Below are 26078 nucleotides of genomic sequence, written 5' to 3' on the forward strand. Positions count from 1 at the left end.
CGACAACGACCGCCCCCGCAATGGCGTGACCGAACATCTGTCCCATGAGGTATTTTTTGAAAGAGAGCCTGCAGACCTGGTGCGCCCAGCGTCTGGCCAGCCATGGCTGGCATCGTGAGGTGCCGCCCGAGCGTGCCATGAACGTTTCTCGTGCCCTTGCCCGTCTGCGCAGCATGGACATCGAGGAGCCTGGTGCTCTGGGGTGGCAGATGGTAGGGCGCCTTGATCAGGCGCAGCGTGATGAAGCCGTCACCATGCTGGTGCTGGCCTTCAATGCCCAGTGGCTGGATGAGCAGGCGCTCGCGCAGTGGCTGACCTGGCTTCAGGAGGAGACCACGCAGCCCCCGTGGCCCGATCAGGGCGACAGTGCGATATGGCGTGCCCGCGCCCCCTTTGCCCCCATCATGATCGACAGCATGGAAGCGGCCGGCCTTGAGCGCGAACGCACCGGGCATTTCCTGCGCGAGGTCTGGTCCATTCATGAACGTGATGAGCTGATACGCATGCTGCTCTGGTTGGCCGGGCAGGGGCATCGTCACGGCTGGGAGCTGGATCATCTGCGCTTTGAAGCCATGACCCGGCCGCAACGGTTGCAGTGGCACGCGCGCATGGCGCCCCAGGCGACCTATGCCGCCACGCTCGAGGCGCTGGTGGTACAGGGGCAGCCCCGAGATGTGGCCGCGTGGGACTGGTTGCGTCTGGTGGATCTGGCCTGGGCCGGCATGACCATGGGCTGGCTTGATCAGGACGAAGCCAGAGGCTTTGCCGCGCACGGGGTGGATCTTCTGACGCGTCGTTATGACAGCTGGCATGACGTGGCACTGGCCTGGCAGCGTGGCCGCAGTCTGCATGAAGGGCTCGATCTACTGGAGAACTTCACGGTGGAATGGCAGCTGCTGCTTGAAGCGCCCGATAGTCCCTGGCAACGGCCGCTCCATGAGCTGCTTGACGATGATCTTCGTGAACGTTCGCGAGCGATGATCCGCAGGCTGCGCAGCAGTGCGCGTCACTGGGCACTGGCAGTGGCCTCCATTAGGGAGTCGGATCTGCTGTATCGTCAGTACGCGGCGCCCGGTGTGAGCGATGATCAGCGCCGGCTGAGTCGGGAATACCTCAACGAGATTCTGGACTGGCGACCGGAAGAGGGCGTGGCAGGGCTGTCACGCTTCTGGATGCCGGGGCAGGTACACCATCTCAATCAGCTGGCCTCCGATGCCCTGCATGGCAGGCTGCCGGACACGGCAACCCCCTTTGGTACCCCATCACCCGAGCTTTTGGCCTACCGTCAGCAGTTGGCAGGCTGCGCGTCGGTCTCTGCCACGATCATCATGGCGGAAAAATATGCCTTTCATCTTCAGATGTTTGAAAGTGCCGACCATGGTGAAGCCGAGCTGCTGGAGCGCTATTACACCCGGCTTGCTGCCACGCTGAGCCGTCACTACCTCAGTGTGGATGCCATGCTGGAGGCCTGGGTGTGGTGGGAGCAGACCCTGCCTGAAGACAGCACGCAGGAGTCGCTGGTCGAGGATATTGAATGGCATCGCCATGACCCCGGCAGCCCCTTTCACTGGCTGACCGCGCCTGCCGGCTTTCATCAGGAGCCGGGTAAACGGCCGTCGTTGTCACGCTTCACGGCGCTCTCGCTCTCGGGGCCGCTCAATGCCGCGCTCTGGGGCGAGCCTGAAAGACAGTATGGTGTACAGGCCACCGAAATCCGTGAATGGCTGGACAGTCACTATGGCCTTGGGGGTACGGCGCAGCTGATTCGTTTTCTCGATTTTCTGGTCGAGGCGGGCGATCGTCAGGAGTATCTGATCAACTACGGTCCCTATACGCTCAATCAGCGACGCCTGCAGCAGGAAATTGCCGTGCTTGAGTCTGCCAATTGCAGTGAAGATGAAAGGGTGCATCTGGAAAGGTTGCGCCGCGTGCTGAAAAACGATCATCAATGCAACGATATCGATATGGCCGCATGGGACATCGCGCAGCTGGTGGATCTTGCTGCTGCCGGGCGGCAGCTGGGCTGGTTAAGTGCAGAAAGGCTTCACCACTATCTGGATCAGGCGCTGGCGCTGGCCTCCCGCCATTACAGTGACTGGTGGGCCTACGGCAAGGGGATGCTGGCAGGCTACAGCTTTTTCATGGTCGACACCCCCGAGCGTGAACACTTTCTGGCGGAATTCAATCAGGCCATGATGGCCTGGCAGACAGGGCTGCCGCCGCTGGCCGGCAGCTGGGCCAGCCTTGATTTTCCCGGTGCTCAGCCGCGACGCTGGCCACCATTGCACGCCGATACGCTACCGGGAGATGCGCGTGTTCTGCATTAACGCAGTCATGAGTAATCATTAATGTCCTTTTGTTACCTTTGACTGGCTTTCGATTAATGCTTTGGTCATAACAAGGGTGGTTTGATTAATTTTAAATACTCGCCACCCTTGATCAAATTCCTTACCATCCTGAAGGCGTCGTTTTTGACGCCTTATTTCCTCTCTGTACACGAGAATTTCAGGATGCTTCCAGTGCGCCATCAACAAAAAGGGCCGTATGAATGCGGCGAATAATCATGGGTAGTCTGGTGTGTCTTGCTTTAGGTGGGTGTGCTGCTTCTCAGCCCGGTTCTCAGGATGGTGCAAAGGATATGGCCATGCTTTCGCTTTCGACGGCCAAGGCGTCGAAAGCGAAAGCAGGAAAGAATGCCCGTCAGACGTCCCGGTATGACTATACCTCGCCTGAGGATGCCTATCCGGTCGATATAGAGGCCGCGTTGATGGCTGAATATGATACCTGGCAGGGCACACCCTACAAGTTCGGGGGCGAGAGCAGCAGCGGTATCGACTGTTCGGCACTGGTACAACAGGTCTTTCGTGACAGCTTCAACTTTGACCTGCCGCGAACTACCGCCGGACAGGTACTGACCGGTCGGCGCATTGAAAAAACGGCACTCAAGGCCGGTGACCTGGTCTTTTTCAGGCCATGGCGCGGTGACCGGCATGTCGGCATCTACGTCGGTGAGGGCCGCTTCATGCATGCTTCAAGCTCCAGAGGCGTCAAGATTTCCCGACTGGACAATCCCTACTGGAGCCGACATTACTGGCAGTCCCGCCGCACGCTGGATACCAATGCGCTTGCCATGCGCACTCCCTGAACACCTGAAGCATCAAAACGGGCCGATATTGTGAAATATCGGCCCGTTTTGTTTTCCCACCCTGTTGACCATCCGGATGTGACTGCGATGGCAGGCCACTATTCCTCCACAGCGTTTTTTATACCGTTACCTTCTGTCCCACCAGTTTGAAGCCACCTGATCCTGTTCTGCCTCGATACGCCATGACTTCTCATTTCTTGTACAAGATATATAAACATATTGTACAATCGCAAAGGCGTACGGCTGGCAGGATGCCGGCCTGAATATTGACTTCAGGACTTTTCAGGTATGGATACCCAACGCTCAAGCTCTTCGGCATGCCCCGCTGAAGCGATACCTCTCTCTTTGGCAGCCTCCTCACTCGACCGCGGATCGCCGTCTCGATCGGCATGCGAGCTGTTGAACGGTCATGGTATATCGCTGCTGAATATGGCCCCCCATCATCGTGTCCTGGACATGTACGGCTCGGGTCAGCAGCGCATGCATCTGATCTCCGGTGCGCTGGATGAACGAGGCGAGCTGGTCGCCAACATCATGGGGGCACTGTCACTGGAAAGCGTTGCGCTTCGCCAGACGCCCCATAATGTCACCATGACACGTCTTGATGATGATCGACTGTCTCCGGAGGACGTGGGCTCCTTTGATCGCGTGCTGCTCGATATTCCTGCACTGATCGGGCGGCATCTGTCGGCGCGGGAACGCTCCGAGCGGCTGGTGTCACTGCTTCTTCGCGCCATCAGGCTGTGCCGTGATGGCGGCCGCGTGGTGTATATGACGCATGGTCATCTGGTGCAGGACAACGAAATGGTGATCGATCAGGTGATTAATGATGCCCACAAGGGCATTGCCCTGGGCCGCATTGATCTACCCGGGGTTAGCGGTCGTCCCGGCAATACCTGCTGTGGGGGGCAACAGCTTGATCCCAGGATTGCCAGAGCCCTGCATGTGACGGACAGCACGGGCAGCGAGGACCGTTTTCTGGCCGTGTTCGAGTGTAGGCATTCGTAAACCGGACGCCATCCGAACAGGCCGGCATCGACGCCGGTACGGCCCATCTCTACAATGATGCCTCTTTTGCCTCCGGTACCGAGGATGTCTCACTTGACCCTTCGTCTGCGTCGTTCATGCCAGACCAGCATGGCATGGATGGCGCATCAGCTTGTCACCTGGCGTATCTCGCCGGCAGGACTCGCACTTACCGCCATCGTGCTTGCCGTTGCCACTGCGCCGTTGCTATATGCACAACAGTGTCTGATGGCGGCGCTGGCTGTACTGTTGTACCGCCTGATGAGCGTGCTGTCGGGCTGGGTATCAAGGGCCCTGGGCCACCTTGACGCCAGGCAGCGCTACCTGCGTCCCTTCATGGAAATCGTTCTGATCGTGTCGGTCATGGCTGGGCTTTCGCTCTACTCGCCCGAGCGGCTTTTCTGGCCTGCGCTGACCCTGGTCATTGTCCTGCTCGTCTTTGATCTGGAAAGACGGCTGGTGGTGCTGCTTCAGGAAGTGCAAAGCATTGTCACCCGGACAGGGGCGCCCGAGCGTATCATCAATATTGTCACGGGAAGTGTAGGGCGCACTCTGCTATTGATGGCCGCCTGCTACTGGCCACAGAGCTTTTTCTGGAGCGGGTTCGCCTTTGCTGGCCTTTGTCTGGGGATACTGGCCTGGCGGCTGGTGACCAACTATCGACAGCTGGGCATGGCCCCGGAAATGAGTGCGTCAGGGGCGCCTACCGAGCAAACCGACCCGGATAGCAGCATCTGACCTGCAGAAAAGACATAAAAAAAGGCAGCCTGCTGGCTGCCTTTTTAAACACTGACCATTGGTGATCAGTGCTCATGACCGCCTTCACCGTGTACATGGCCGTGCTCGAGTTCTTCGGCACTGGCTTCGCGTACGGATTCGACGCTGACGTCAAAGTTCAGGGTTTCGCCGGCCAGCGGATGGTTGCCGTCAACGGTAACCGTATCACCTTCGAGCTTGGTGACGGTGACCAGCAGCGGGCCGCCTTCGGTCTGCGCCTGAAACTGCATGCCGGGCTGGATGTCTTCTACGCCCTGGAAGGCATCGCGCGGTACTTCCTGCACCAGAGAGGGCTGGACTTCGCCGTAGCCTTCGCCGGGTTCAACGCGCGCCTGAAGGGTGTCACCTGTCGTCTTGCCTGACAGTTCCTTCTCCAGTCCGGGAATGATGTTGCCGGAACCGTGCAGATAGGAAAGCGGATCACGACCTTCAGAGCTGTCGAGTACTTCACCGGAATCGTTTTTCAGAGTGTAGTGAAACGATACGACTGTGTTCTCTGCGATCTGCATGATAAGGGTCCTTTGCGTCGGTACGTGTTGGTTGCTCTCAAACTGTCGGGGCATCGTCTCCATTAATGCGTGCCGACGTGCTGACTCATGAAGATGGCGACGGCCATATATTTTTCAACCCCGGCCAGGCCATCAATCGCGCTTTTTTTACGATATCATGCCAGCATGATGCTGACCCGTGTTCAGGCCGGTGTCATGAAGGCCCGGTAGCACAGGCGTTGTGCCCGAGGTCATACTGGATTATAGACACTTAAATTCGCGCAGGAGAGCTTATGACCATTGCTGTCATCTGGATTGTTATCTTTGCCATCGCAACGGCGCTGGCCTGGAAGAGCTGGGAAAGCGGCTTTGCTAAAATGATCAAGCGGTGGGTGCCGGCCATACTGCTGATTGACGATGATCAGGCCAATCGCATTACTTGGTGTGTTGTAGCGGGCGTACTGTTTGCAACACTGATGACCAATCCTGCTTCCATGTTGCTGACCCTGATAATGATTGCCCTGATCGCTCTGATTGCACGAGCGGTGATTCGCTTTGCGCTGAGCAAGGTGCACTGAAAGCGTTTGAGCCTTTGGGCGATCGTTCGAATCAATGAGGCGCTTTCAAATGAATGCCATCAAAAAGGGCTCTCGAGGGAGCCCTTTTTGACGTTCAATGCTCTGATTCCTGCATCGCCATAAAGACGCTCAGCGAGAGATCTGCTGGTACTCTCCGGCATCGCTGGTGGCACGGCTGACCAGAACAATGGCAATAAACGAGGCGATAAAGCCGGGAATGATTTCATAGATCCCGTCGCCGCCCAGAAACGCTGCGTTCCAGCCCAGTGCAATCCAGATCATGACGGTGACCGCGCCCACGACCATGCCGGCAATGGCGCCGGTACCGTTGGTGCGCGACCACATCAATGACAGCAGAATCACCGGACCGAATGCGGCACCAAAGCCTGCCCAGGCGTTGCTCACCAGACCCAGCACCTGAGAGTTCGGATCAGAGGCGATGATTGCGGCCACTATTCCTACCAGCAGGACACTGACGCGACCGACCGTGACGACTTCCTTCTCCGTGGCTTCCTTGCGCAGGAACAGGCGATAGAAGTCCTCGGTCAGCGAAGAAGACGCCACCAGCAGCTGGCTGGAAATGGTGCTCATGATCGCCGCCAGCAGTGCCGCATAAAGAAAGCCCGTGACCAGCGGATGGAACAAAAGGTTGGCCAGAATAATGAAGATCGTTTCAGGGTCCTGAATGTCCATGCCGTTGCGAACCGCGTAGGCGCGCCCGAACAGACCCAGCGAGACGGCCCCGATCATGGAGATCAGCATCCAGCTCATGCCGATATTGCGAGCGGTGGGCACATCCTTGAGCGAGCGTATGGCCATGAAGCGCACGATGATGTGCGGCTGTCCGAAATAGCCAAGCCCCCACGTGACCGCGGAAAGCCACCCGATAAACGTCAGTCCGTCCGTCCAGGACAGCAGGGTGGGATCGACCTCATTGAGCGTCTGCGAGGCCTGGGCAAAACCGCCACCGCCTTCGCCGAAGAGCACCACGGCCGGCATGATCACCAGCGCCAGCATCATGATGCAGCCCTGCACGAAGTCCGTCAGGCTCACCGCCAGAAAGCCCCCGACCACGGTATAGACCAGTACCACGCCCAGTGTAATGATCACACCCGAGGCGTAATCGCTCGCCCCGCCAATGCTGACCAGACCCGAAAAGGCGCTCTGGAACAGCTTGCCGCCGGCCACCAGCCCGGACGCCGTGTAGATGGCAAAAAAGACCACGATGACGATGGCGGAGACCACCCTCAGCGACATGGCGCGGGTCGGGAAGCGATTGGCCAGAAAGGCGGGGATGGTAATGGCGTTGCCATAGTGGACCGTTTGTTCACGAAGACGCGGTGCGACCAGAAGCCAGTTGAAAAAGGCCCCCAGCAGCAATCCAACGCCGATCCAGGCCGACCCCAGACCGGAGGCAAACATCGCCCCGGGCAGGCCCAGCAGCAGCCAGCCGCTCATGTCCGAGGCGCCGGCTGACAGCGCCGCCACCTTCGGGCTGAGCGTGCGACCGCCCAGCATGTAGTCCTCGGAGGTCGAGGTCGCGGTGCGCATGGCATACAGGCCGATACCGACCATGAGCGCGAAATAAGCAAAAAGGCTGATCCAGACACCGATAGCCATAAATTTCTCCTGTGTTCTGATTATTGGGTCGGAAGGTTTCCTGCAGCTGTCATGAGCAGGGCGCGAGCGAATGGGAAACCTTTTTTGACGTTGTTTTCAACCACAAATGGCCTCCCATTGCTCGTTGTCGTCATGATGTGTGGATCAACCGTCTCCCATGGCCAGCAGGGACGCATTGCCCCCCAGGGCGGCCGTGTTGATCGTGCGCGTTTTCTCGTTGGCAAAGCGCAGCAGATAGTGGGGGCCGCCGGCCTTGGGCCCGGTACCGGAAAAGCCCTGGCCGCCAAAGGGCTGTACGCCCACCACGGCCCCTATGATATTACGATTGACGTAGACATTGCCGACCCGGATGCGACGGGCCACCCGATTGGCAAAGGTCTCGTTGCGGCTGTGGACACCAAAGGTCAGCCCGTAGCCGCGCTCATTGATGGTGTCGATCACCGCATCGATGTCGGCCGCCCTGAAGGTTGCGACATGCAAAATGGGACCAAACTGCTCGGTCTCCAGCGCATCAATGCCATCGATCCGAAACGCCGTCGGGGCAATGAAGGTGCCATTGGCAGCAATGGCCGGATCAATCGCGGTCTCGGCGATCAGGCGGCCTTCACCCTTGAGTCGGTCGATATGGGCCTGGAGCCCCTGTCGAGCCTCATCATCGATGACCGGGCCGACATCGGTGGCCAGTTTTGTCGGGTCACCGATATTGAGCTCGGCCATTGCCCCCTTGAGGGTGTCGATGACGCGCTCGGCGATATCTTCCTGAACGTAGAGCACGCGCAGCGCCGAACAGCGCTGGCCGGCACTCTGATAGCTCGAGACCACCACATCCTTGACCACCTGCTCGGGCAGGGCAGTGGAGTCCACGATCATGGCGTTGAGCCCCCCGGTTTCGGCCACCAGCGTTGGCAGCGGCGCGTTGTCGCGTGCGGCCAGCGAGCGGTTGATCAGCTGCGCCGTCCCGGTCGAGCCGGTGAAGGCAATCCCGGTGATCCGGCGATCGCTCGAGAGCACGGCGCCGACCGTGGCGCCATCGCCAGGCAGCAGCTGTACCACCCCGCGCGGCATGCCGGCCTCATGCAGCAGTTCGACAACGCGATGCGCGACCAGCGAGGTTTGCTCTGCCGGCTTGGCCAGCACGGTGTTGCCGGTCACGGCCGCTGCCACGGTCTGGCCACAGAAGATGGCGATCGGGAAGTTCCACGGACTGATGGTGGCAAAAACGCCCTTGCCCTGCATGATGAGTTCGTTGGACTCGCCGGTCGGCCCAGGCAGTACCGTAGGCGCTTCAAAGATGTCCCGGGCGCGGGCGGCGTAGTAGCGACAGAAATCCACCGCTTCGCGCACTTCGGCCACGCCATCGGGCAGCAGCTTGCCCCCTTCCATGCAGCACAGGGCCATCAGTTCGGGCGTGTGCTTTTCCATCAGATCGGCAAAGCGCTCCAGAATGGCGGCGCGCTGCTCGACCGGCGTATCGTTCCAGTCGGGAAAGGCCTTCCAGGCCACATCGATGGCACGTGAGGTCTCATCAGCGCTGGTCCAGCGCACCTGGCCAACGGTGCGCTGATGATCCCACGGGCAGACGACGTCGCGAAGTTCGCCGTCATTGCGGTCCAGATCGTACCCGACCAGCGGCCCGGCGCGGTAATCACGCTCTAGAAAGGGCGTCATGGCATCGATCAACGGCCTGAACTGACTTTCGACGTTGAGGTTGATGCCCCGCGAGTTGCGCCGACCGTCGGGATAGATGTCGGCCGGCATGGGAATATTGGAATTAAAATACTGCCCCACACCGATCAGGTTCTCGACCGGGTGAACGCAAAGCGATTCCACTGGCACGCGCGGGTCGACCAGCTGATGGACAAACGAGGAGTTGGCACCGTTTTCCAGCAGGCGACGCACCAGGTAGGGCAGCAGGTCCTTGTGGGCGCCCACCGGGGCATAGATGCGACACCAGGTGCCCTTCGGGGCCTGCTTGAGGGCGGCCTCGTAAAGGGCCTCACCCATGCCGTGCAGACGCTGGAATTCGAAAGCGCGATCGCCCTGATGGGCCAGGTCGATAATGGTCGCGATGGTATGGGCATTGTGGGTGGCAAACTGCGGGAAGAGGCGGCCGCGCGTGTTGTCGGAGAGCAGATAGGTCGCGCAGGCCAGATAGGAGACATCCGTGCAGGCCTTGCGGGTAAAGACCGGGTAGCCGTCCACACCCAGCTGCTGCGACTCCTTGATCTCGCTGTCCCAGTAGGCGCCCTTGACCAGACGTACCGGGATTTCATCATTTTGATCATCGGCGATGCGCGTCAGCCACTGAAGCGCCGGCAGGGCACGCTTGGAGTAGGCCTGAATGACCAGGCCGAATCTGCCCCAGCCCTGACAGACATCGGCGTTGTACACCGCCTTGAAGACCTCGAGTGACAGCTCGAGTCGGTCGACTTCTTCGGCATCGATGGTCAGCGCGACATCCAGACCGCGCGCCAGCTCAACGAGCTGTTTGACGGTGGCGACCAGCTCTTCGAGAACCTGCTCGCGCCGCCCGGACTCATAGCGCGGGTGCAAAGCCGAGAGTTTGATGGAAATCGAGGGGGCCGGCGTACTGGATGCCAGCTTCTGGCTGGTTTTGCCCACGGCGCGAATGGCGCTGGTGTAGTCGTCAAAATAGCGCTCGGCATCGTTTCGGGTCAGCGCCGCTTCGCCCAGCATGTCGTAGGAATAGGTGTAGCCCTTGTCGAACAGCGGCCTTGAGCGCTTGAGCGCCTCATCGATATCGCGGCCCAGCACGAACTGGCGACCCATGACCTTCATCGCCTGACGCATCGCCTGGCGAATGACCGGCTCTCCCATGCGGTTGACCATGCGATTGATAAAGCCCGCCGGGCGGCCGTCCTGCGGCTGATCCAGCTTGATCACGCGCCCGGTGGTCAAAAGCCCCCAGGTCGAGGCGTTGACGAACCAGGACTCGCTCTGGCCGGCGTATTTCTCCCACTCCCCGACGCTCAGGCGGTCCTCGATCAGGGCATCGGTTGTGGCGCTGTCGGGCACACGCAGCAACGCCTCCGCCAGACACATCAGCATCAGACCTTCCTGGGTGCCCAGGCTGTACTGCTGCAAAAGCTCATCGATGGAATCCACCGCGGTATCCATGGCGCGCACTTCCCGCACCAGCGCTGCGGTCGTGTCGGCGATCCGCTTGAAATCCCCTTCATCGGTTTGCAAAAGCTCGATAAATTCCCGCATCAGATCGTTTTCATCGACGATGTAGTGATCGCTGAGGCGGGTGAAAAGGGTAGCGGGGGGCTGCTGCCAGGTGCCGGCATCCAGTATCTGTTGGCTGTTGAGCATAGTGAAGTTCCTTGCCGCAAAGGACGGCCAGCGCAGGATCAAACCGCGTGGACAAATGAGGCGTCGATGGCTGGCGGTGACAAAAAAGGATAGTGGCTTTTTTGACTTTAGGCTGTGACGCGCAGCGTCGTCTTGTCGATTTGCCGGGAAGGGTTGTCAGATTGGCGGGAGTTTGACGGGCAGTTTGGTCGTGCAAAAAGCGGGAGTTTCGGCAATACGTCTTTGGTCTTAGGGGCGGGCAGCCGGACCAATGCCGGTGATGCTCAGCCTGCGCGGGTCTGGCGCAATGCTCTGGGGGAGTGACCGAAGTGGCGTCTAAAGGCATGCGACAGGGCACTTTGATTGGCAAAGCCCGAGCGCTCGGCGATATCGATCAGGGGCAGGCTGGATTCCAGCAGCAGTTTGCGTGCCGCATTGAGACGCTTGCGCAGGATGTACTGATAGGGCGGCAGCCCCGTGCGTATACGAAAGAGCTCGGTAAAGTGGGCACTGGACAGATGAACCAGACCGGCCAGGTCTTCCACGCGGATGGCCCGGGCCAGATGGCGATCGATGTAGTGATCCAGCATGCCCAGATCGAGCCGCGACTGCGGGGTCGCCTGCCGATCGAGCAGGCGATGGGAGAGAATCGACAGCAGGGTCGTGATCAACAGGTCGCGATCGACGTCCGGCTGATGGGTGATCTCCTCGACCATAAAGGTGAGATAGGCACGCGCGGCACTGTCGAGTTCAAAGTGCAACGGGTGAGAAAACAGCTGAAAGTGATGACGGTAGGCGCCCGACAGGCCTGGTGCATCGTCAAAGAGATCCAGCAGCAGCTGGGAGTTGTCACCGATGCCGCGGTAGCAGTGCTCCCGATCACCCGGAATGGTGCAGCCGTGAAAGGGCGCAATGTGCAGCGGCTGTCCGTCGATGATGATTTCGGCCTCGCCTGCCAGGCCGATCACGATCTGATGGAAGGGGTGTGAGTGCGCCTGGGAAATCTCTTCCAGCGGCGCCCGACGGATGACGTTGGTACTGGTCAGCGCGATGGTCATGGCAGTTCAATCATTAACGAAGAGCAGTCATCGGCCTGACTCAAAAGGCGCGCCGGTCATCGAGCGACAGGCGTGCCGTCAGGTGCTGGCGCAGCGCGCGGATCTCCTCGATCCCGGTGCCTGAAAACAGATTGCCGCCCTGTTGAAGCCGCCAGGGCTGGCCGTACTCATCCATGATGACCTGACAGCGCCGACGCACGTTTTCCAGATAGGGGTCATGACGGATCGGGTAACCGATGATGGTGTGCCAGCGAGCCTCCGAAACGCGATTTTCCAGCGCCTCGTCAAGCAGAGACAGCAGGTCGTCGGCGCTGGTGCGATAGCGCGGTGTTCGCGACAGGATCAGCGCCGTAACCATGAAACCGCAGATCAGCAGACAGACAACAAAGGTCAGCGCAAAAATAGCCATGGGAGTCATCGCTTGCCGGGTCGGAGCATCATTCTAGCATGTTCCGATCCGGCACCGAGAGTCTCAGCGTCTGGGCAGCATGTCGTCGGTGGCCGCTTCGCGACTGCGGCGAACGCGCTTGAGCCACAGCTGTCGGGCGTGATGTCGCAGGTTGGAAACATCGTCGGTTTCATCCACGATGTCCTGGCCCAGAATGGTTTCAAGAATGTCTTCCATCGTCAGCACGCCCACCCAGTTGCCATGGTCGTCATATACCACACACATGTGATGGTGATCGTTAAGCATGCGGATAAAGACCTGCTCAACGCTGTCCTTGCTATCCACCGATTCGATGGGATGCATGATCGCCTCGAGAGTGGCGTCATCGGCGGCGTGATAGGCGTCCATTTTGTGCACATAGCCGACGGTCTGCTCCGGTGGCGTCATGACGGGATAGCGTGTAAAGGGCAGGTCGCTATAGCCGGCGTCGAATTCGGCAACGGTCATTTCGGGCGCCACGGTCTTGCACACCGTGCGAGGGGTCATGACCTCATGGACACGGATATTGTGCAGATTGAGGATGTTGACGATGGTTCGGCTCTCGTCGGTATCCACCACGCCGCGCTCCTGACCCAGGCGCGCCAGTGCCTTGATCTCTTCACGAACATCGACGTCATCTTCCCCGCCGCCACCAATGCGACGCGTGATCTGTTCCGACAGCCATATAAAGGGCAGCAGCAGCCAGATCAAAGTCTTGAGTGTCGGTGCCAGAATTGGTGCGAGCTGACGCCAGTAACGGGCGCCGATGGTCTTGGGCAGAATTTCTGACAGCACAAGGATCAGCAGCGTCATGATGGCCGAGGCCACACCGATCCATGTCTCGCCGAAAACGGCAGAGACCTGCGCGCCCACGCCTGTCGCTCCGGCCGTATGAGCGATGGTGTTGAGCGTGAGAATGGCGGCCAGCGGCCGGTCGACATTGTCCTTGAGCTGGCTCAGGGAGTGATGCAGCGCCGGGCGATCTTCCTTCAGGCGTGCGATGTGGCTGGGGGTCAGCGACAGCAGTGCAGCCTCGAGTACCGAACAGATAAAAGAGATGGCAATGGCGGCAACGGCGAAGACGATCAGAAGGACCATGGAGGCTCAAACGTAATGGCAAGGCAGCCATTAATGACACTTTCAGCAAGCGAGTGAATTAAAAAACGATTAACCCGGCAGGAAAAGTGTAAAAATATGTAAGAATTCAGGCAGGGCTATGGGAGGGCTTTCGCGTCGATAAGACCGACATTGTCTGCAAGATGTCGCCATTTTGCGACATTACTTAAGTAAGTTTAATACAGGTCTTTCGAAATTAAATAAAATGATCACGAAATCTGCCTCTTTTAATACTTTAGCCTCTAAAGCTGATGGGTATAATCCGCGACGATAGCAAACGATTAACCCATGTAATGGTAAAAGGCTTGCGCGTTCGGCATGCAATCCCTGGACTCACTCGAGCTGGCCATCCTGACTCGCCTGCTCAATACAGGCCGATACCAACGTGTATATGTCAAGGCAATGGAATTTGGCGTCACGGATGCAGAGTTTGCCCGTGCCGTACGCTATCTCACTCAAAAGGGGTTGATCGATGCAGTCTGGGAAGAGCACGCGTCCCGCCATCTGATGCAACGTCTGTTTCGAAAACCCTGTTTCGAGCAGTGCTGCGGACGTATTACCGAGCATGGCCTGAATGTGGTCATGGCCGGCTAGAGAGACTGCGGTCGCAGCGGTGGTGGCGCCGGATGATCGGACATAAAAAAACCGCCACAACGAGGTGGCGGCCATGCAAGGAACAGTTAAACCAAAACGCATTCCTCAGCGACTGAAGAAGAACGTCTTGCTTACTATGACCGTCGTGTTTCTGGTTTGATCCCCAAAATTGGAAATTTTTTTATTTGATGCCTTTTTGCCACAAAAACAGCGCTTTGTGGCGTGCAGCTTGTGTTTGTTGGCGGTGGCTTTTATGATGAGCGCCATGCGGGTATAGCTCAGTTGGTAGAGCGTCAGCTTCCCAAGCTGAATGTCGTGGGTTCGAGTCCCATTGCCCGCTCCATTTCCTTCCCTCGCATTTCCTCTCGTGTATTTAGACCCCCTGCAGGGCCACGTATCAGCGCCCTTTATGGTTTCTTGAGTCTTATAGCCTTTAACGTTATCCGATATCTCTGTGAACAGTGCATCGTATGCACCCACTGGTAGTTCGCTGTTGGGTATACAGACTTCATTAATGCACGTTTGGTTGGCCGCTCAGGCCTGACTGAAAAAGTGCAGTACCCGATCCACGCCCAGACTGTCGGACCAGGCGGCCGGCGTTTGAATCGTGGCAATGAGCATCTGATCTTCCCTGTCTACATATTGCTCAAGATCAGCAAGGATGTGATCGGGCGTGGCCGTTGTTCTGACCAGCCAGGTCGTCTCGAGCACGTGCAGGCTGTCGGGATAAAGGGCCAGTGCCCGGATCAGATGGTTATACTCCTGCCCCGGGCGTTTGAGATCACAGGTAATCATGTAGTCAGCCATGCAGTGCTCCATTGGCCCGTTCAGTCAGGATGCTGCCGGAAGGTCACTCCGGCAGCAGAATGTGGTGTGGCAGCCCGTTTGTTCGGCGCCTCACCCGACAGCGTGGGGCAGGGCCCTCAGCCGGTGAACACGAGCAGGAAGGGGCTCAGCTGCCCGGTCCGTTTTCCATATAATGTCGAGCCATGGCCGGGCCCATCCGAAGGGCTGCATTAAGGTCGCGCAGGGCGGTGCGCAGCCCCTCTTCAAGGCAGGGATGATAGAAGGGCATCTCCAGCATCTGTGCCACCGTCATGCGCTGCTGATGACACCAGGCCAGCAGGTGAGCGAGGTGCTCTGCCTGTGGGCCAAACATTTCAGCGCCAAGAAAAAGTCCCGACCCCTGCTCGCCATAAACGCGCAGTAGCCCATGGTTCTGGCGCATAACGCGTGCGCGCCCCTGCTCCTTGAAATCGACTTCACCAATGGCGTAGCTGTCGCTGTCGCGCTGTTCGATTTCGGCCCATGTCTGTCCGGTCGTCGCAATCTGCGGATCGGTGAAAACCACGGTCAGCATTGAGCGGCGATGGCCAGCGCGAATATCCGGATAGCGCCCGGCATTGTCACCGGCCAGGTGGCCTTCATCGGAAGCTTCATGCAGCAGCGGCAGCTCGGTATTGGCATCACCTGCAATGAAGATGGAGGCAGGGGTGCCATCCCGACGCTGACACTGCAGGGTGTAACGATCAAATACCGGCAGGTCCTCATGCATGCGCAGACAGGCACGATCGATATCCAGACCCTTGATGTTGGGAGGACGTCCCGTGGTGGCCAGCAGATAATCGAAGCGTTCGGTCACTTCACGCTGACTGTCGCGCTCGACAAAGGTCACCTCAACCCGGTCGTCGACGTGGGCCACGTTGCGCGTATCGGCCTCGGGGTCGAGATAGAACTCTTCGTTGAAATATCGATCGGCGTAATCACGAATGTCGGGGTCACTGATCGGGCCGATAGTGCCATTAACACCGAACATGCGCACCCGGACCCCGAGTCGTGACAGCGCCTGTGCCAGCTCCAGGCCGACCACGCCCGGGCCAAAGACGGCGATCGATTCGGGCAGATCATCCCAGTAAAAGATATCGTCGTTGGTCACCAGACGTTCACCGGCAGCCTTGAGAAAGCCCGGGTAGTCGGGGCTTGAGCCGGTGGCGATGACAATCCGCTCGGCATGAATGCGGGTGTGGTCATCAATGAGCAGGGTGTCGGGGCTTTCAAAGGTGGCATGGCCGCGAATGCGCTGTTCGGCATCGATGTTGTCTACCGAGTCGATGACGCCCTCGACAAAGTGATCGCGTTCGCGTTTGACGCGCGCCATGACGTCGCGGCCATTGACGTTAATGTCGCCATCGATATGGACCCCATAGGCACTGGCATCTCGGACATGATGGGCCGTCTCGGCGGCTGCGATCAGAAGCTTGCTGGGCATGCACCCCACCCGCGCGCAGGTCGTGCCATAGGGGCCGCCCTCGATCAGGATCACACTGTCGGTGTGGGCACGGGCCGCACTATAGGCGCCAAGACCGGCGCTTCCGGCGCCAATGATGGCAACGTCTACACGTCGTTCCTGCATGTTGGGACTCCAGTATCAGGGCGTACGGTTTGGTCATGCACACACAAAAACGGCCACCCGTAGGTGGCCGTTGTGATCCAGCAGGCGATCGATTGATCAGGCAGCAGCAGCCTGTTCAAGATGCGCCTTGAGATCTTCGGCACCGCCGATGTGCTGGCCATCAATCCAGACCTGCGGCACGGTCGCATGTCCGGTCATGGCGCGCAAGGAGCGGCTGGTGATATCGCGGTTGCCGATGGCGATGTCTTCATAGGCAATGCGATTATCGGCCAGCGCCTGCTTGGCGCGGGCACAGTGTGGGCAGCCAGGCTTGGTGATAATGGTAGCAAAGCTGGGGCGATCTGCTTCGGGATTGAGATGATCGAGCATGGTGTCGGCATCGGAGACCTCGAAGGGGTCGCCCGGCTTTTCCGGCTCGATGAACATCTTCTCGATCTTGCCGTCGCGAACGATCATGGAATAGCGCCAGCTGCGCTTGCCAAAGCCCAGGTCGGTCTTGTCGACCAGCATGCCCATGCCGTCGGTGAATTCGCCGTTGCCGTCGGCCAGCAGGGTCAGATGCTCGGCTTCCTGATGCTCGCCCCAGGCTTCCATGACGAAAGCGTCGTTGACGGACAGGCAGATGATTTCATCGACACCGCTGGCAAAAAGCTGTTCTGCCAGCTCGTTGTAGCGCGGCAGATGCGTGGAGGAGCAGGTCGGCGTGTAAGCACCCGGCAGCGAGAAAACGGCAACAGTACGGTTGGCGAAAATGTCCTTGGTCTGGACATCGATCAGGTCGCCACCCTTGCGCTGTTTAAGGGTCACTTCCGGGACATGCTGTCCTTCACGATTTTGCAATTCCATCGTTTGCTCCATGTATTATTGAAATACTGCGGCGACGAGCACCGCTGCCAGAAAACACCCTTCAGTCTATTGGACTGAGCCACATCATGGTATTTGAATAAGACAAAGGTAGTAATAGGAAGGGATAATTGGCAAGCGCCGCTCGATATGCGGCGCCGGGCAAATCATCGAATCACTGGCGGTAACAGTAGTGGATATGTTCCTGCTTGCGCGGCCCTTCAACCGTCCAGGTCAGATCAAATCCATCGTCTGTCATGATCAACTCGCCACTATACAGATCTCTCACACAAAGATGCGGGGAGAGACTCATCAGACGGTGATCGTCGACCACCACCAGTGGGAACAAAAAGACGGCGTCTTCCGGTCCCCGGCGCTCGTGATAAAGCTCCACGCGGTCCTCCATTACCTCAAAACGATAGACGTTGCTAAAGGCCATCCTGCGCCCGTTGGCGTGGGTAAAATGCCCCTTTTCGTGAAAGCGCACGATGGGGTAATCATCGCTGACAAGGACCTCTCCGACGCCGTGGCCTGCCCAGTCGCTGGAAGATTGTGGCCCGGGGGTGGCCATAAAGGTGAGCTGCCGGGTTGCCTTGAGGCACTCGGTCAGGCGTATAATCGTTGTTAACCTTGAAAATCTATCTGGTTGACGAAGCATATGGGCTATCTACTCGGGGTCACGCTCTTGTGGTCCTTCTCGTTCAGTCTGATCGGTGTGTATCTGGCCGGTCAGGTGGACAGCTATTTTGCCGTATTAACGCGTGTCTCGCTCGCCTGTCTGGTATTTCTGCCCTGGCTTCGACCACGCCTTCTGGACCGGCGCCGAACGCTGGGGCTGATGGGGGTGGGCGCCATACAGCTGGGACTGATGTATGTGTGCTATTACCAGTCCTTTGTCCTGCTCAGCGTGCCGGAGATACTGCTCTTCACCATTTTCACGCCCATCTATATTGCACTGCTGGATAATCTTCTCTGCCGTCGTCTGGATGTGTTCCAGCTGGCCATGGCGGGACTTGCCGTGCTGGGGGCGGCACTGATTCGTTATCAGGCAGTGGGTGATGCCTTCTGGACCGGCTTTCTCATGGTGCAGAGCGCCAACCTGTGTTTTGCCATCGGCCAGGTGGGCTACCGACATCTCATGCGCGGCGTTGAGGGCTCCTTTCCAGCACTCAACGTCTTTGGCTGGTTCTACATCGGCGCTCTGCTGGTGGCTGTGCCGGCCTGGTGGTGGCTGGGAGATGCCACCCGGCTGCCTACCACCTCGGTACAGTGGGGGGTGCTGGCCTGGCTGGGCATGGTGGCCTCGGGCGCCGGCTATTTCTTCTGGAATCAGGGTGCTCGGCGCGTGGATGCCGCCACGCTTGCGGTCATGAACAATCTGCTGATTCCGGCAGGGCTGCTGGTCAACCTGGTGATCTGGAATCGCGAGGCAGACCTTTCCCGGATCGCGCTGGGCGGTGCCGTCATGCTGCTGGCGCTTGTGGGCAGCGAATGGTGGCGTCGACGCTCGATGTTGCCATCGTCGGCCTCGGCTGAATTTTCCTGATGGCGTGGTTTACCCCCTTGCGCGGCTGAACGCATAATGCCGTCTCGATGAAACAGTCTGGACGGGGCATGACACAGTTCAACCGGGTAGGGTTGGTGGGGCGGCCTGATAGTGACAAGGTCGTCGAAACGCTTGAGCGTCTGACGGTATTTCTGGAGTCGCGCGGGCTCGAAGTGCATCTCGAGACAGAAACGGCCAGAACCTGTTCGATTCGACAGGGCAGAGGGATGTCGCTCGAGGAGATCGGCCGGCAGTGTGATCTGGCGATCGTGGTCGGCGGTGACGGTAGCCTGCTGGGTGCCGGACGCATGCTGTGCCGCTTCAATACGCCGATCCTGGGGGTCAATCGCGGTCGGCTGGGGTTTTTGACCGACATTAATCCCGACGAGGTCGAGCATCGCGTCGATGAGGTGCTCAACGGGCAGTATGAAGTGGAAAGGCGCTTTCTGCTCGACACCGAGGTCAGGCGCGATGGCGTCGTCATCGGTACGGCCTGCAGCCTCAATGATGTCGTGCTTCATCCGGCGGCGGCGGTGCGCATGATCGAGTTTGAGCTCTATATCGATCGTCAGTTTGTTTATCGCCAGCGCTCCGACGGCCTGATTGTGGCGACGCCGACCGGCTCTACGGCCTACGCACTTTCCGGGGGTGGCCCCATTTTGCATCCGCGGCTCGAGGCCATTGTGCTGGTGCCGATGTTTCCCCATACCCTGTCGAGTCGGCCGATCGTGATCGATGCCGCCAGCGAGATTCTGCTGGAGGTCGTGGACAGCCATGATGCTGAGCTGCAGGTCAGCTGCGACGGGCAGATGAAAGTGGTCGTACAGCCCGGCGACATGATCTCCATTCGGCGCAAGCCCGAATATCTGAAATTGCTCCATCCGCCGGGATACAGCTATTTCGAAGCCTGTCGCAGCAAGCTGGGCTGGAGCAGTGGTCTTGTTGGTTGATCCCATGGCGGACGCATCTGCACCCGATAGCGCCGAAGAAGGGGTCGACCTGATCGGCGATGTCCATGGCTGCGGCGACATGCTCGAATGCCTGCTGGAGAAGATGGGGTATCAAAAGCGGGGCGGGGTCTACGCGCACGATTCCCGCCGCGCCATATTTCTGGGCGACCTGATCGATCGTGGTCCTCATGTCCAGAAGGCACTCGAGATCGTGCGCTCCATGGTGGATGCCGGCACCGCGCTGGTGGTGATGGGCAATCACGAAGCCCATGCGCTGAAGCAGTGTCTGGGGCAAGGGGGCCGCGGTTTTACCATGCCGCGCGTTGGCGGACGCAGCGAGCGGGTGATGTCCGAGACGCTGGCACAGTTCGAGCGCTCACCGACGCTGTGGGCGTCGTATCTCGAATGGTTTCTCGAGATGCCCCTGTGTCTTGAGTTCGAGCATTTTCGCGTGGCGCATGCCTGCTGGGATGAATCGCTGCTGCGTCCCTTTCTGAACGATCATCCGGATGGCCGGATTGATCGGCATTTTCTGGCAGCGGCCAGCGTTCAGGGCAGCCCTGAACACCGCGTGCTCGATCGCACGACGCGCGGTACACAGCTTCGCCTGCCTCAGGGGCAGGTCATTCATTCGCTGGATGGCACCCGGCGAAGCGTCTTTCGCACGCATTTCTGGGCACGTTCGCCACAAACCCATGGTGATGTGGTCTTTCAACCTGACCCGCTGCCACCCGAGTTCGAAGACCAGCCGCTTCGCGACGAGGAGCGCCGCCGACTGGTACATTATCCGCTGTCACAGCGTCCGCTGTTTGTCGGCCACTACTGGTGCGAGGGCATCCCGAGCCTGCCGGCTGCCAATATTGCCTGTCTGGATTATAGTGCTGTCAGGGGCGGACGACTGGTCGCCTATCGCTTTGATGGTGAAACGACGCTGGATGCAGGGCGGTTTTGCTGGATCAGTGCCGATACGTGAAGACGCGAAAGCCGTCATGAAATAAAATTCGGATTTTTTGGAATGCGCCCGGAACTTTTGAGTCACACTGTCGTCAGAGTAAGTGTTCCCTTGAATGATCCCTTGCTCTTGTCCGGCGGACCCTCTCCGCCGGACTTCTTTTTGTGTGCGGCATTCAACGTCCGATCCCATGAGCATGACCGGCTGGCAGGTTCCAGCCTCAAATGGAGTCAGCATGCCTCAGGCGCTGCGTTTTCCTCTTGATGCCGATATCGACGGGCTGCGTCACGCACTCTGGAAACATCGCATTGGCCATCACTACTCGCGCGACCAGGACGGGCAGGTGATCTGGCTGATCGAGGATGTTCAGCTTGAAAAGGCACGCGAGCTGATCGAAAGATGGCGCCAGGGGGAGTCCATGGCACTGGACGAGGCGCACGAGCCGGTGGCGCGCGCCGGGTCAATCTCGGGCGCGCTGCGCTCGGCCCCGGTGACGACGCTGGTGATCGTGATGTGTCTGGCCGTATTTGCGTGGCAGGGCATCGACGATATTCAGGCCCTGACGGCGCTGGCCATTGCCCCTATTGCCATCGAGGGGCAACAGCTCTACGCCTCCACGCTGGGGTATGCCCTGTCACAGGCGGAAGTCTGGCGGCTGTTCTCACCGGCCTTTTTACATTTCAGCCTGATGCATCTGGTCTTCAACCTGCTCTGGCTCTGGTATTTTGGCCGTCAGGTTGAAGTCCTGCAGGGCCGCTGGCGGCTGCTGGCGCTTTTGACCTCGGCCATGCTGGTCTCCAATCTGGCGCAGTACGCCACCGGTACGGTGCTTTTTGGCGGCATGTCCGGTGTCGTCTATGCGCTGGTCGGGTTTGTCTGGCTCTATTCGCGCCTGGTGCCGGCCAGTGGCTTTCAGTTCCCCACCATGCTGATGGTGTTCATGGTGGGATGGCTGGTGCTGTGCATGACCCCGGCTGCCGGCTGGATCGGCTTTGGCAACGTCGCCAATGAGGCTCATCTGGGCGGGCTGCTGCTGGGGCTGGCGGCGGGACTTCTGGGCTCGCGCTTTCATCCGCGTCAGACAGGGCCCGAGAACAGACACGAGGATATCGACGGGTAAAGCATGAGCGACATGAACTTTGAGCGCATGATCGAGCAGATGACACCGCAGATGTATGAAGGCCTCAAGCGCGGTGTGGAACTGGGAAAATGGCCTGACGGCCGATCACTGAGCAGTGAACAGCGCGAGCTGTGTCTTGAGGCCATCCTGCGTTTTGAGGCCAGACACGATGTGGCCCCCGAGCAGCGCACGGGGCATATCGATCGCCATGGCTGCGGCAGCGACCAGCATGGCGAGGCCCGGGGCGACAGCATCAAATGGGTCAATTAGACCTCGAACGTCTCTGGTGCATGGAAACGGCGCCAGATGCGACGCTGACCCGCGCCGGAGGGCTTTCCCGAATGGCCATCACGGCCGATGCTTCGGGCAGCGCGCACTACCACCTGCGTCTCGGTGAGCACAGCGAACCGCTCAATGCCTGGCTGGGCCATGATATTGCGCTGGAATTCACCGGCAGTATTGTCTGCGTGAACTGCCAGCGCCCCACCCGCAAGAGCTTCGGTCAGGGACATTGCTACGGCTGCTTTCGGCGTCTGGCGCGCTGCGATACCTGCATGATGGCGCCCGAGCGCTGCCACTATTTTCAGGGCACCTGTCGCGAGCCCGAGTGGGGCGAACGACACTGCTTTGCACCTCATGTGGTGTATCTGTCCAACGCCTCCGGTGCCAAGGTCGGCATTACCAAACCCTCACAGATGCCCACGCGCTGGCTTGATCAGGGCGCGGTCCAGGCGCTGCCGATCCTGTCGGTGGCATCGCGCCGGCAGTCAGGGCTGGTCGAGGCACTCTTTCGCAGCGAGATCAGCGATCGCACCCACTGGCAGCGCATGCTCAAGGGCGAGGTGGCTGATATCGATCTCCCCGCACTGCGCGATGATCTGATGGAAAGACTGGCCCCGGGGCTTGCCTCCCTCAGGGCGCAGTTCGGAGAAGACGCCATTCACCCCCACGCTGAACAGCGCCTCGCCCGGTTTGACTACCCGGTGCTGACCTGGCCCGAGCGCGTCAAGGCTTTTAATCTGGATCGCGTCCCACGGGTCGAGGGACGCCTGATGGGGCTGAAAGGGCAGTATCTGATCCTGGACAGCGGCGTGCTCAACCTGCGCAAATACACCGGCTATCAGGTCAGCGTCACGCTGTCGGCGCGCTCATGATGACAGGCTCTGGCGCCCCGGCTGCTGCCGGGGCTGGCGCTTGCGCTCCATCTGCGCCAGAAACCACGCCATGATGCGTCGATAAAGTTCCGGCCCCAGCACGACATCTTCCACGCCCACATCCAGGTTGGGATTGTCGTTGACCTCGATGACCACCACCCGATCACCGCTCTGCTTGAGATCCACCCCATAAAGGCCGTTACCGATCAGACGCGTCGCCTTGAGCGCGGTTCTGATCACCTTCTCGGGCGCATTGGCCGGGTCCATTGTCTCGAATCCGCCGCTGCGCACCCGCCCACCGCTGTGATCATAGATCTGCCAGTGGCCGCGGGCCATGTAGTAGCGGCTGGCAAACAGCACCTGACCATCCAGAATGCCGATGCGCCAGTCATACTCGGTGGGCATCCACTCCTGTAACAGCAAAAGCGCCGAATCCTTGAACAGCCGTCTTGCCTCCTCGATCAGCTGCGCGCTGGAGCTGATCTTGACGATCCCGCGTGAAAAGGCGCCGTCCGGTATTTTCAGTACCTGCGGAAAGGTCAGGGTGTCGGCCAGCGCCCCCAGACGGTCGAGATCGCCGCGGTTGAGCAGATGGCCTTCGGGCGCCGGAATGCCGCGGGCGCGCAGCAGGGCATGCAGATACACCTTGTTGGTGCAGCGCAGAATCGACTGCGGGTCATCGATGACGACCAGCCCCTCGAGCTCGGCGCGGCGCGCCATGCGCCAGGTGTGGTGATCAAGCCGGGTGGTTTCGCGAATGAACAGGGCGTCGAATTCGGCCAGTCGCCCCTCATCGCGTCGGGTGATCAGACTCACGTCGATGCCCATCGAACGTCCGGCGCGGATGAACTGCTTGATCGCGCTCTTGTTACTGGGGGGCATCGCCTCGGCGGGGTCGACCAGAATGGCCAGATCAAAGCGGTAGCGTCGTCGGGCGGCCGGGGTGCGCCACACCTGGCGAGAGTGGCCGTTAAGGGCGCGGGCAAAACGCTCCTCTTCTTCCGGGGCGACGTCCTTGAGCGAGAGCGCTTTTAGTCGGGTCAGCCGCCAGTCGCCGTGGCGTTTGATAAATCGGGCCTCCATGATCGGGCAGGGCAGATGGGAAAATAGCCGGCGCCCGAGCCGTGCCAGCGCCTCGCTGGCGGTGTCGCCGAAGAAAAGTCGCAGATCCAGCCGCTCGCCCTGCAGGGCGCCGCGACGGTCCAGCTCGGCCATCATGGCGTTGAGCCCATCAAGCTGCAGATCGATCAGCGCCTTGCGCCCCAGCTGATTGAGCGTTTCCACATCCGGCTGTACGCGCTGGCCGCGGGCCTGGGCCAGCAGCGACACGTAATAGCCGGTTTCGAGATAATCGAGGCCACTGCACAGATTGATGACGTGAGTCGCCCGATCCTGGTCGGTATTGTCTTCCAGGGCCAGAAAGTCATCGGCGCTGACGATATCATCGCTGGGATAATAGGGGCGCCAGTCGCTGGGGTGATCCACAACAATACGCAAACGTGACATGACGCTCTCCGCAGCTCAGGGAAACATGCGCATCATAGGACGGCGCCGTGCATCGTGGAATAGGCTCGATCACTCATGAGCGGTTGTCGGGATCAGTGTGGCGGGCGTAGGCCCGTGCCGACACGATGCTGGAGCTGCCGTGGATCACCACCGAGGCCACCACCACCAGCGTGACCAGTGGCCAGGCCAGCTCAAGATCGGCCTTTTCGCGCACTTCCAGGGCATACAGCAGGGCCGCCACACCCAGTGGGCCGATCCATCCCAGCCAGGCGGCGGTTCTGATGCCCTTCAGCGGGCCCAGCAGCGGCGACAGCAGCAAAAGCGCCGGCAGGCGACGCAGGAACACGATCAAAACGGTGGCCAGCAGGGCCAGCCAGCCCAGCGACAGCCACCCCTGCCAGGGCAGGACAATCCCTAGCAGGAAAAACACCGGAATGGTGAAAAGGCGCTCCAGCGTCGACTGCATCTCCTCCTGCTGGAGATCCTCGTTTTCGGTCACCGTATGGGACAGGCCCAGATTGCCGATAAAGACGCCGATAATGGCGTTCATGCCGATCATGTGTAGACCGAAGAGCAGCAGCAGGGTAAAGGCCAGCGCAAAGGGCAGCAGGGTGCTTTGTGACATCCAGCCGGCGGCGTGGGCCTTTTGCAGTGCCTTGCCGGCGATTAATCCGAGCGCGTACGCCGCCCCGATACACGCAAGGTTTTCATAGCCGACCGTCATTAAAAGCCAGTGCATGCCTTCCAGCGGCGCGCCCTGGGTGATGCTCAGCCAGAGCGCCATGGCCAGCATGACCATGGGAGACGCCAGCCCATCGTTGATACCGGATTCGTAGGTAATGGCGTGACGCATGGGGGCGGGGATCAACTGTTTTGCCTGATCGCCCTGAACGACGGTGGCCGTCACGACCGGATCGGTGGGGGTGAGGATCCAGCCCAGCAGAAAGGCCAGCGCCCAGCCGGTGGCCATGGTGATCTGTATCAGCACGGTCGTGAACGCGGCCATCAACACCATGCCGCCAATGACAATGACGGCGAGCGGGCGGCTGTAATCCTCCAGAAAGCGCCGCTCCATCTGCAGGGCCGCCGAACTCAGGGCCATGGCCATCGTGATTCGGCAGGCCCACTCCATCAGCGTTGTCACATCGCCCAGCGAGTCGATCGGCACCAGGTGGGTGACAGGGCCGACGATGACACCGGCCAGCAGGGCGAACTGGACCTCCGTGGCATACCACTGGCGGATCTTCTGGATCATCAGACCATTGATGAGCCACAGACAGGAGATGCAAACGGCGAGGATCAAAACGGTGTGAGTCATGCGGGCGGTACTGGGCTGGTTCATGGATGGAATAAAAAGGCGCTTCCAGTGTAGCTGCAACATGATATTCCTGCGGTAGATGCGCTACATGGCAGGGTTCCGGCGGCGGGAAAATGATAGGATTGCGGCCTT

The 26078-nt window shown here is 59.6% G+C and carries 24 protein-coding genes and 1 tRNA gene; 13 read left to right on the forward strand and 12 right to left on the reverse strand.

Going from position 1 to position 26078, the window contains the following annotated elements; translation table 11 throughout:
- The first annotated feature begins 56 nt into the window (after positions 1–56).
- From C8D72_RS02710 to C8D72_RS02725, 4 genes are all read left to right on the forward strand, one after another.
- Entirely contained in the window at positions 57–2327 is a 2271-nt protein-coding gene (locus C8D72_RS02710) for a DUF1266 domain-containing protein (RefSeq protein WP_170140478.1), read from the forward strand.
- Positions 2328–2644: 317 nt separating this feature from the next.
- On the forward strand, positions 2645–3145 hold the full coding sequence (locus C8D72_RS02715) for an NlpC/P60 family protein (RefSeq protein WP_115853587.1): 501 nt from the start codon (positions 2645–2647) through the stop codon (positions 3143–3145).
- Between the two features lie 429 nt (positions 3146–3574).
- Positions 3575–4153 (forward strand): class I SAM-dependent methyltransferase, encoded by a 579-nt coding sequence (locus tag C8D72_RS02720; protein WP_170140480.1) that lies wholly within the window; start codon positions 3575–3577, stop codon positions 4151–4153.
- A 93-nt stretch (positions 4154–4246) separates the two neighbouring features.
- Complete coding sequence (locus C8D72_RS02725) at positions 4247–4909, forward strand: hypothetical protein (protein WP_115852857.1); 663 nt, start codon at positions 4247–4249, stop codon at positions 4907–4909.
- A gap of 65 nt (positions 4910–4974) precedes the next feature.
- Here C8D72_RS02725 and C8D72_RS02730 read toward each other — a convergent pair whose 3' ends face one another.
- Positions 4975–5457 carry an FKBP-type peptidyl-prolyl cis-trans isomerase gene (locus C8D72_RS02730; protein ID WP_115852858.1) on the reverse strand — a complete coding sequence of 161 codons (483 nt, stop codon included), beginning with the start codon at positions 5455–5457 and terminating at the stop codon, positions 4975–4977.
- 272 nt (positions 5458–5729) lie between these two features.
- On the opposite strand from C8D72_RS02730, the gene C8D72_RS02735 reads away from it, so the two are divergent.
- Positions 5730–6014 carry a hypothetical protein gene (locus C8D72_RS02735; RefSeq protein WP_115852859.1) on the forward strand — a complete coding sequence of 95 codons (285 nt, stop codon included), beginning with the start codon at positions 5730–5732 and terminating at the stop codon, positions 6012–6014.
- Positions 6015–6143: 129 nt separating this feature from the next.
- Here the strand turns inward: C8D72_RS02735 and putP are convergent, their stop codons facing one another.
- From putP to C8D72_RS02760, 5 genes are all read right to left on the reverse strand, one after another.
- A complete protein-coding gene (putP, locus tag C8D72_RS02740) occupies positions 6144–7634 on the reverse strand; it encodes a sodium/proline symporter PutP (RefSeq protein WP_115852860.1) in 1491 nt (496 codons plus the stop codon).
- A 144-nt stretch (positions 7635–7778) separates the two neighbouring features.
- A complete protein-coding gene (putA, locus tag C8D72_RS02745) occupies positions 7779–10970 on the reverse strand; it encodes a bifunctional proline dehydrogenase/L-glutamate gamma-semialdehyde dehydrogenase PutA (RefSeq protein WP_115852861.1) in 3192 nt (1063 codons plus the stop codon).
- Positions 10971–11233: 263 nt separating this feature from the next.
- A complete protein-coding gene (locus tag C8D72_RS02750; protein ID WP_115852862.1) occupies positions 11234–12007 on the reverse strand; it encodes an AraC family transcriptional regulator in 774 nt (257 codons plus the stop codon).
- A 40-nt stretch (positions 12008–12047) separates the two neighbouring features.
- A complete protein-coding gene (locus C8D72_RS02755; RefSeq protein WP_115852863.1) occupies positions 12048–12416 on the reverse strand; it encodes a hypothetical protein in 369 nt (122 codons plus the stop codon).
- A gap of 63 nt (positions 12417–12479) precedes the next feature.
- Entirely contained in the window at positions 12480–13532 is a 1053-nt protein-coding gene (locus C8D72_RS02760; protein WP_115852864.1) for a CNNM domain-containing protein, read from the reverse strand.
- A 336-nt stretch (positions 13533–13868) separates the two neighbouring features.
- Here C8D72_RS02760 and C8D72_RS17305 point away from each other — a divergent pair, with 336 nt between their 5' ends.
- Both C8D72_RS17305 and C8D72_RS02770 read left to right on the forward strand, forming a co-directional pair.
- Positions 13869–14144 carry a hypothetical protein gene (locus C8D72_RS17305; RefSeq protein ID WP_147301490.1) on the forward strand — a complete coding sequence of 92 codons (276 nt, stop codon included), beginning with the start codon at positions 13869–13871 and terminating at the stop codon, positions 14142–14144.
- A 267-nt stretch (positions 14145–14411) separates the two neighbouring features.
- A tRNA-Gly gene (locus C8D72_RS02770) sits at positions 14412–14487 on the forward strand.
- 191 nt (positions 14488–14678) lie between these two features.
- Here the strand turns inward: C8D72_RS02770 and C8D72_RS02775 are convergent.
- From C8D72_RS02775 to C8D72_RS02790, 4 genes are all read right to left on the reverse strand, one after another.
- Complete coding sequence (locus C8D72_RS02775) at positions 14679–14951, reverse strand: hypothetical protein (protein WP_115852866.1); 273 nt, start codon at positions 14949–14951, stop codon at positions 14679–14681.
- 145 nt (positions 14952–15096) lie between these two features.
- Complete coding sequence (locus C8D72_RS02780) at positions 15097–16557, reverse strand: dihydrolipoyl dehydrogenase (RefSeq protein ID WP_115852867.1); 1461 nt, start codon at positions 16555–16557, stop codon at positions 15097–15099.
- Positions 16558–16653: 96 nt separating this feature from the next.
- The gene (locus tag C8D72_RS02785; protein WP_115852868.1) at positions 16654–17403 is read right to left on the reverse strand and encodes a glutathione peroxidase; all 750 of its coding nucleotides are present in this window, start codon (positions 17401–17403) and stop codon (positions 16654–16656) included.
- Positions 17404–17575: 172 nt separating this feature from the next.
- On the reverse strand, positions 17576–17971 hold the full coding sequence (locus C8D72_RS02790; protein ID WP_115852869.1) for a DUF6314 family protein: 396 nt from the start codon (positions 17969–17971) through the stop codon (positions 17576–17578).
- An 87-nt stretch (positions 17972–18058) separates the two neighbouring features.
- On the opposite strand from C8D72_RS02790, the gene C8D72_RS02795 reads away from it, so the two are divergent.
- From C8D72_RS02795 to C8D72_RS02820, 6 genes are all read left to right on the forward strand, one after another.
- Positions 18059–18946, forward strand: a complete 888-nt coding sequence (locus tag C8D72_RS02795; protein WP_115852870.1) for a carboxylate/amino acid/amine transporter — start codon at positions 18059–18061, stop codon at positions 18944–18946.
- A gap of 68 nt (positions 18947–19014) precedes the next feature.
- Positions 19015–19896, forward strand: coding sequence for an NAD(+) kinase (locus tag C8D72_RS02800; RefSeq protein ID WP_115852871.1), 882 nt, complete (start codon positions 19015–19017; stop codon positions 19894–19896).
- Positions 19886–20869 carry a metallophosphoesterase gene (locus C8D72_RS02805; RefSeq protein WP_342768055.1) on the forward strand — a complete coding sequence of 328 codons (984 nt, stop codon included), beginning with the start codon at positions 19886–19888 and terminating at the stop codon, positions 20867–20869. The genes C8D72_RS02800 and C8D72_RS02805 overlap by 11 nt, the downstream gene beginning before the upstream one ends.
- A 214-nt stretch (positions 20870–21083) precedes the next feature.
- A complete protein-coding gene (locus C8D72_RS02810) occupies positions 21084–21968 on the forward strand; it encodes a rhomboid family intramembrane serine protease (RefSeq protein WP_115852873.1) in 885 nt (294 codons plus the stop codon).
- Between the two features lie 3 nt (positions 21969–21971).
- On the forward strand, positions 21972–22238 hold the full coding sequence (locus C8D72_RS02815; protein ID WP_115852874.1) for a YeaC family protein: 267 nt from the start codon (positions 21972–21974) through the stop codon (positions 22236–22238).
- On the forward strand, positions 22226–23122 hold the full coding sequence (locus C8D72_RS02820; protein ID WP_245955120.1) for a DUF2797 domain-containing protein: 897 nt from the start codon (positions 22226–22228) through the stop codon (positions 23120–23122). The genes C8D72_RS02815 and C8D72_RS02820 overlap by 13 nt, the downstream gene beginning before the upstream one ends.
- On the opposite strand, the gene C8D72_RS02825 is transcribed toward C8D72_RS02820, so the two are convergent.
- Both C8D72_RS02825 and C8D72_RS02830 read right to left on the reverse strand, forming a co-directional pair.
- Positions 23117–24628, reverse strand: coding sequence for a RimK family protein (locus tag C8D72_RS02825; protein WP_115852876.1), 1512 nt, complete (start codon positions 24626–24628; stop codon positions 23117–23119). The genes C8D72_RS02820 and C8D72_RS02825 overlap by 6 nt on opposite strands.
- 73 nt (positions 24629–24701) lie before the next feature.
- Positions 24702–26009: a cation:proton antiporter domain-containing protein gene (locus C8D72_RS02830; protein ID WP_115852877.1), complete on the reverse strand. Its 1308-nt coding sequence runs from the start codon at positions 26007–26009 to the stop codon at positions 24702–24704.
- Positions 26010–26078: the final 69 nt, after the last annotated feature.

Origin of the sequence: Kushneria indalinina DSM 14324 (assembly GCF_003385845.1) — a bacterium.
Classification (GTDB): domain Bacteria; phylum Pseudomonadota; class Gammaproteobacteria; order Pseudomonadales; family Halomonadaceae; genus Kushneria; species Kushneria indalinina.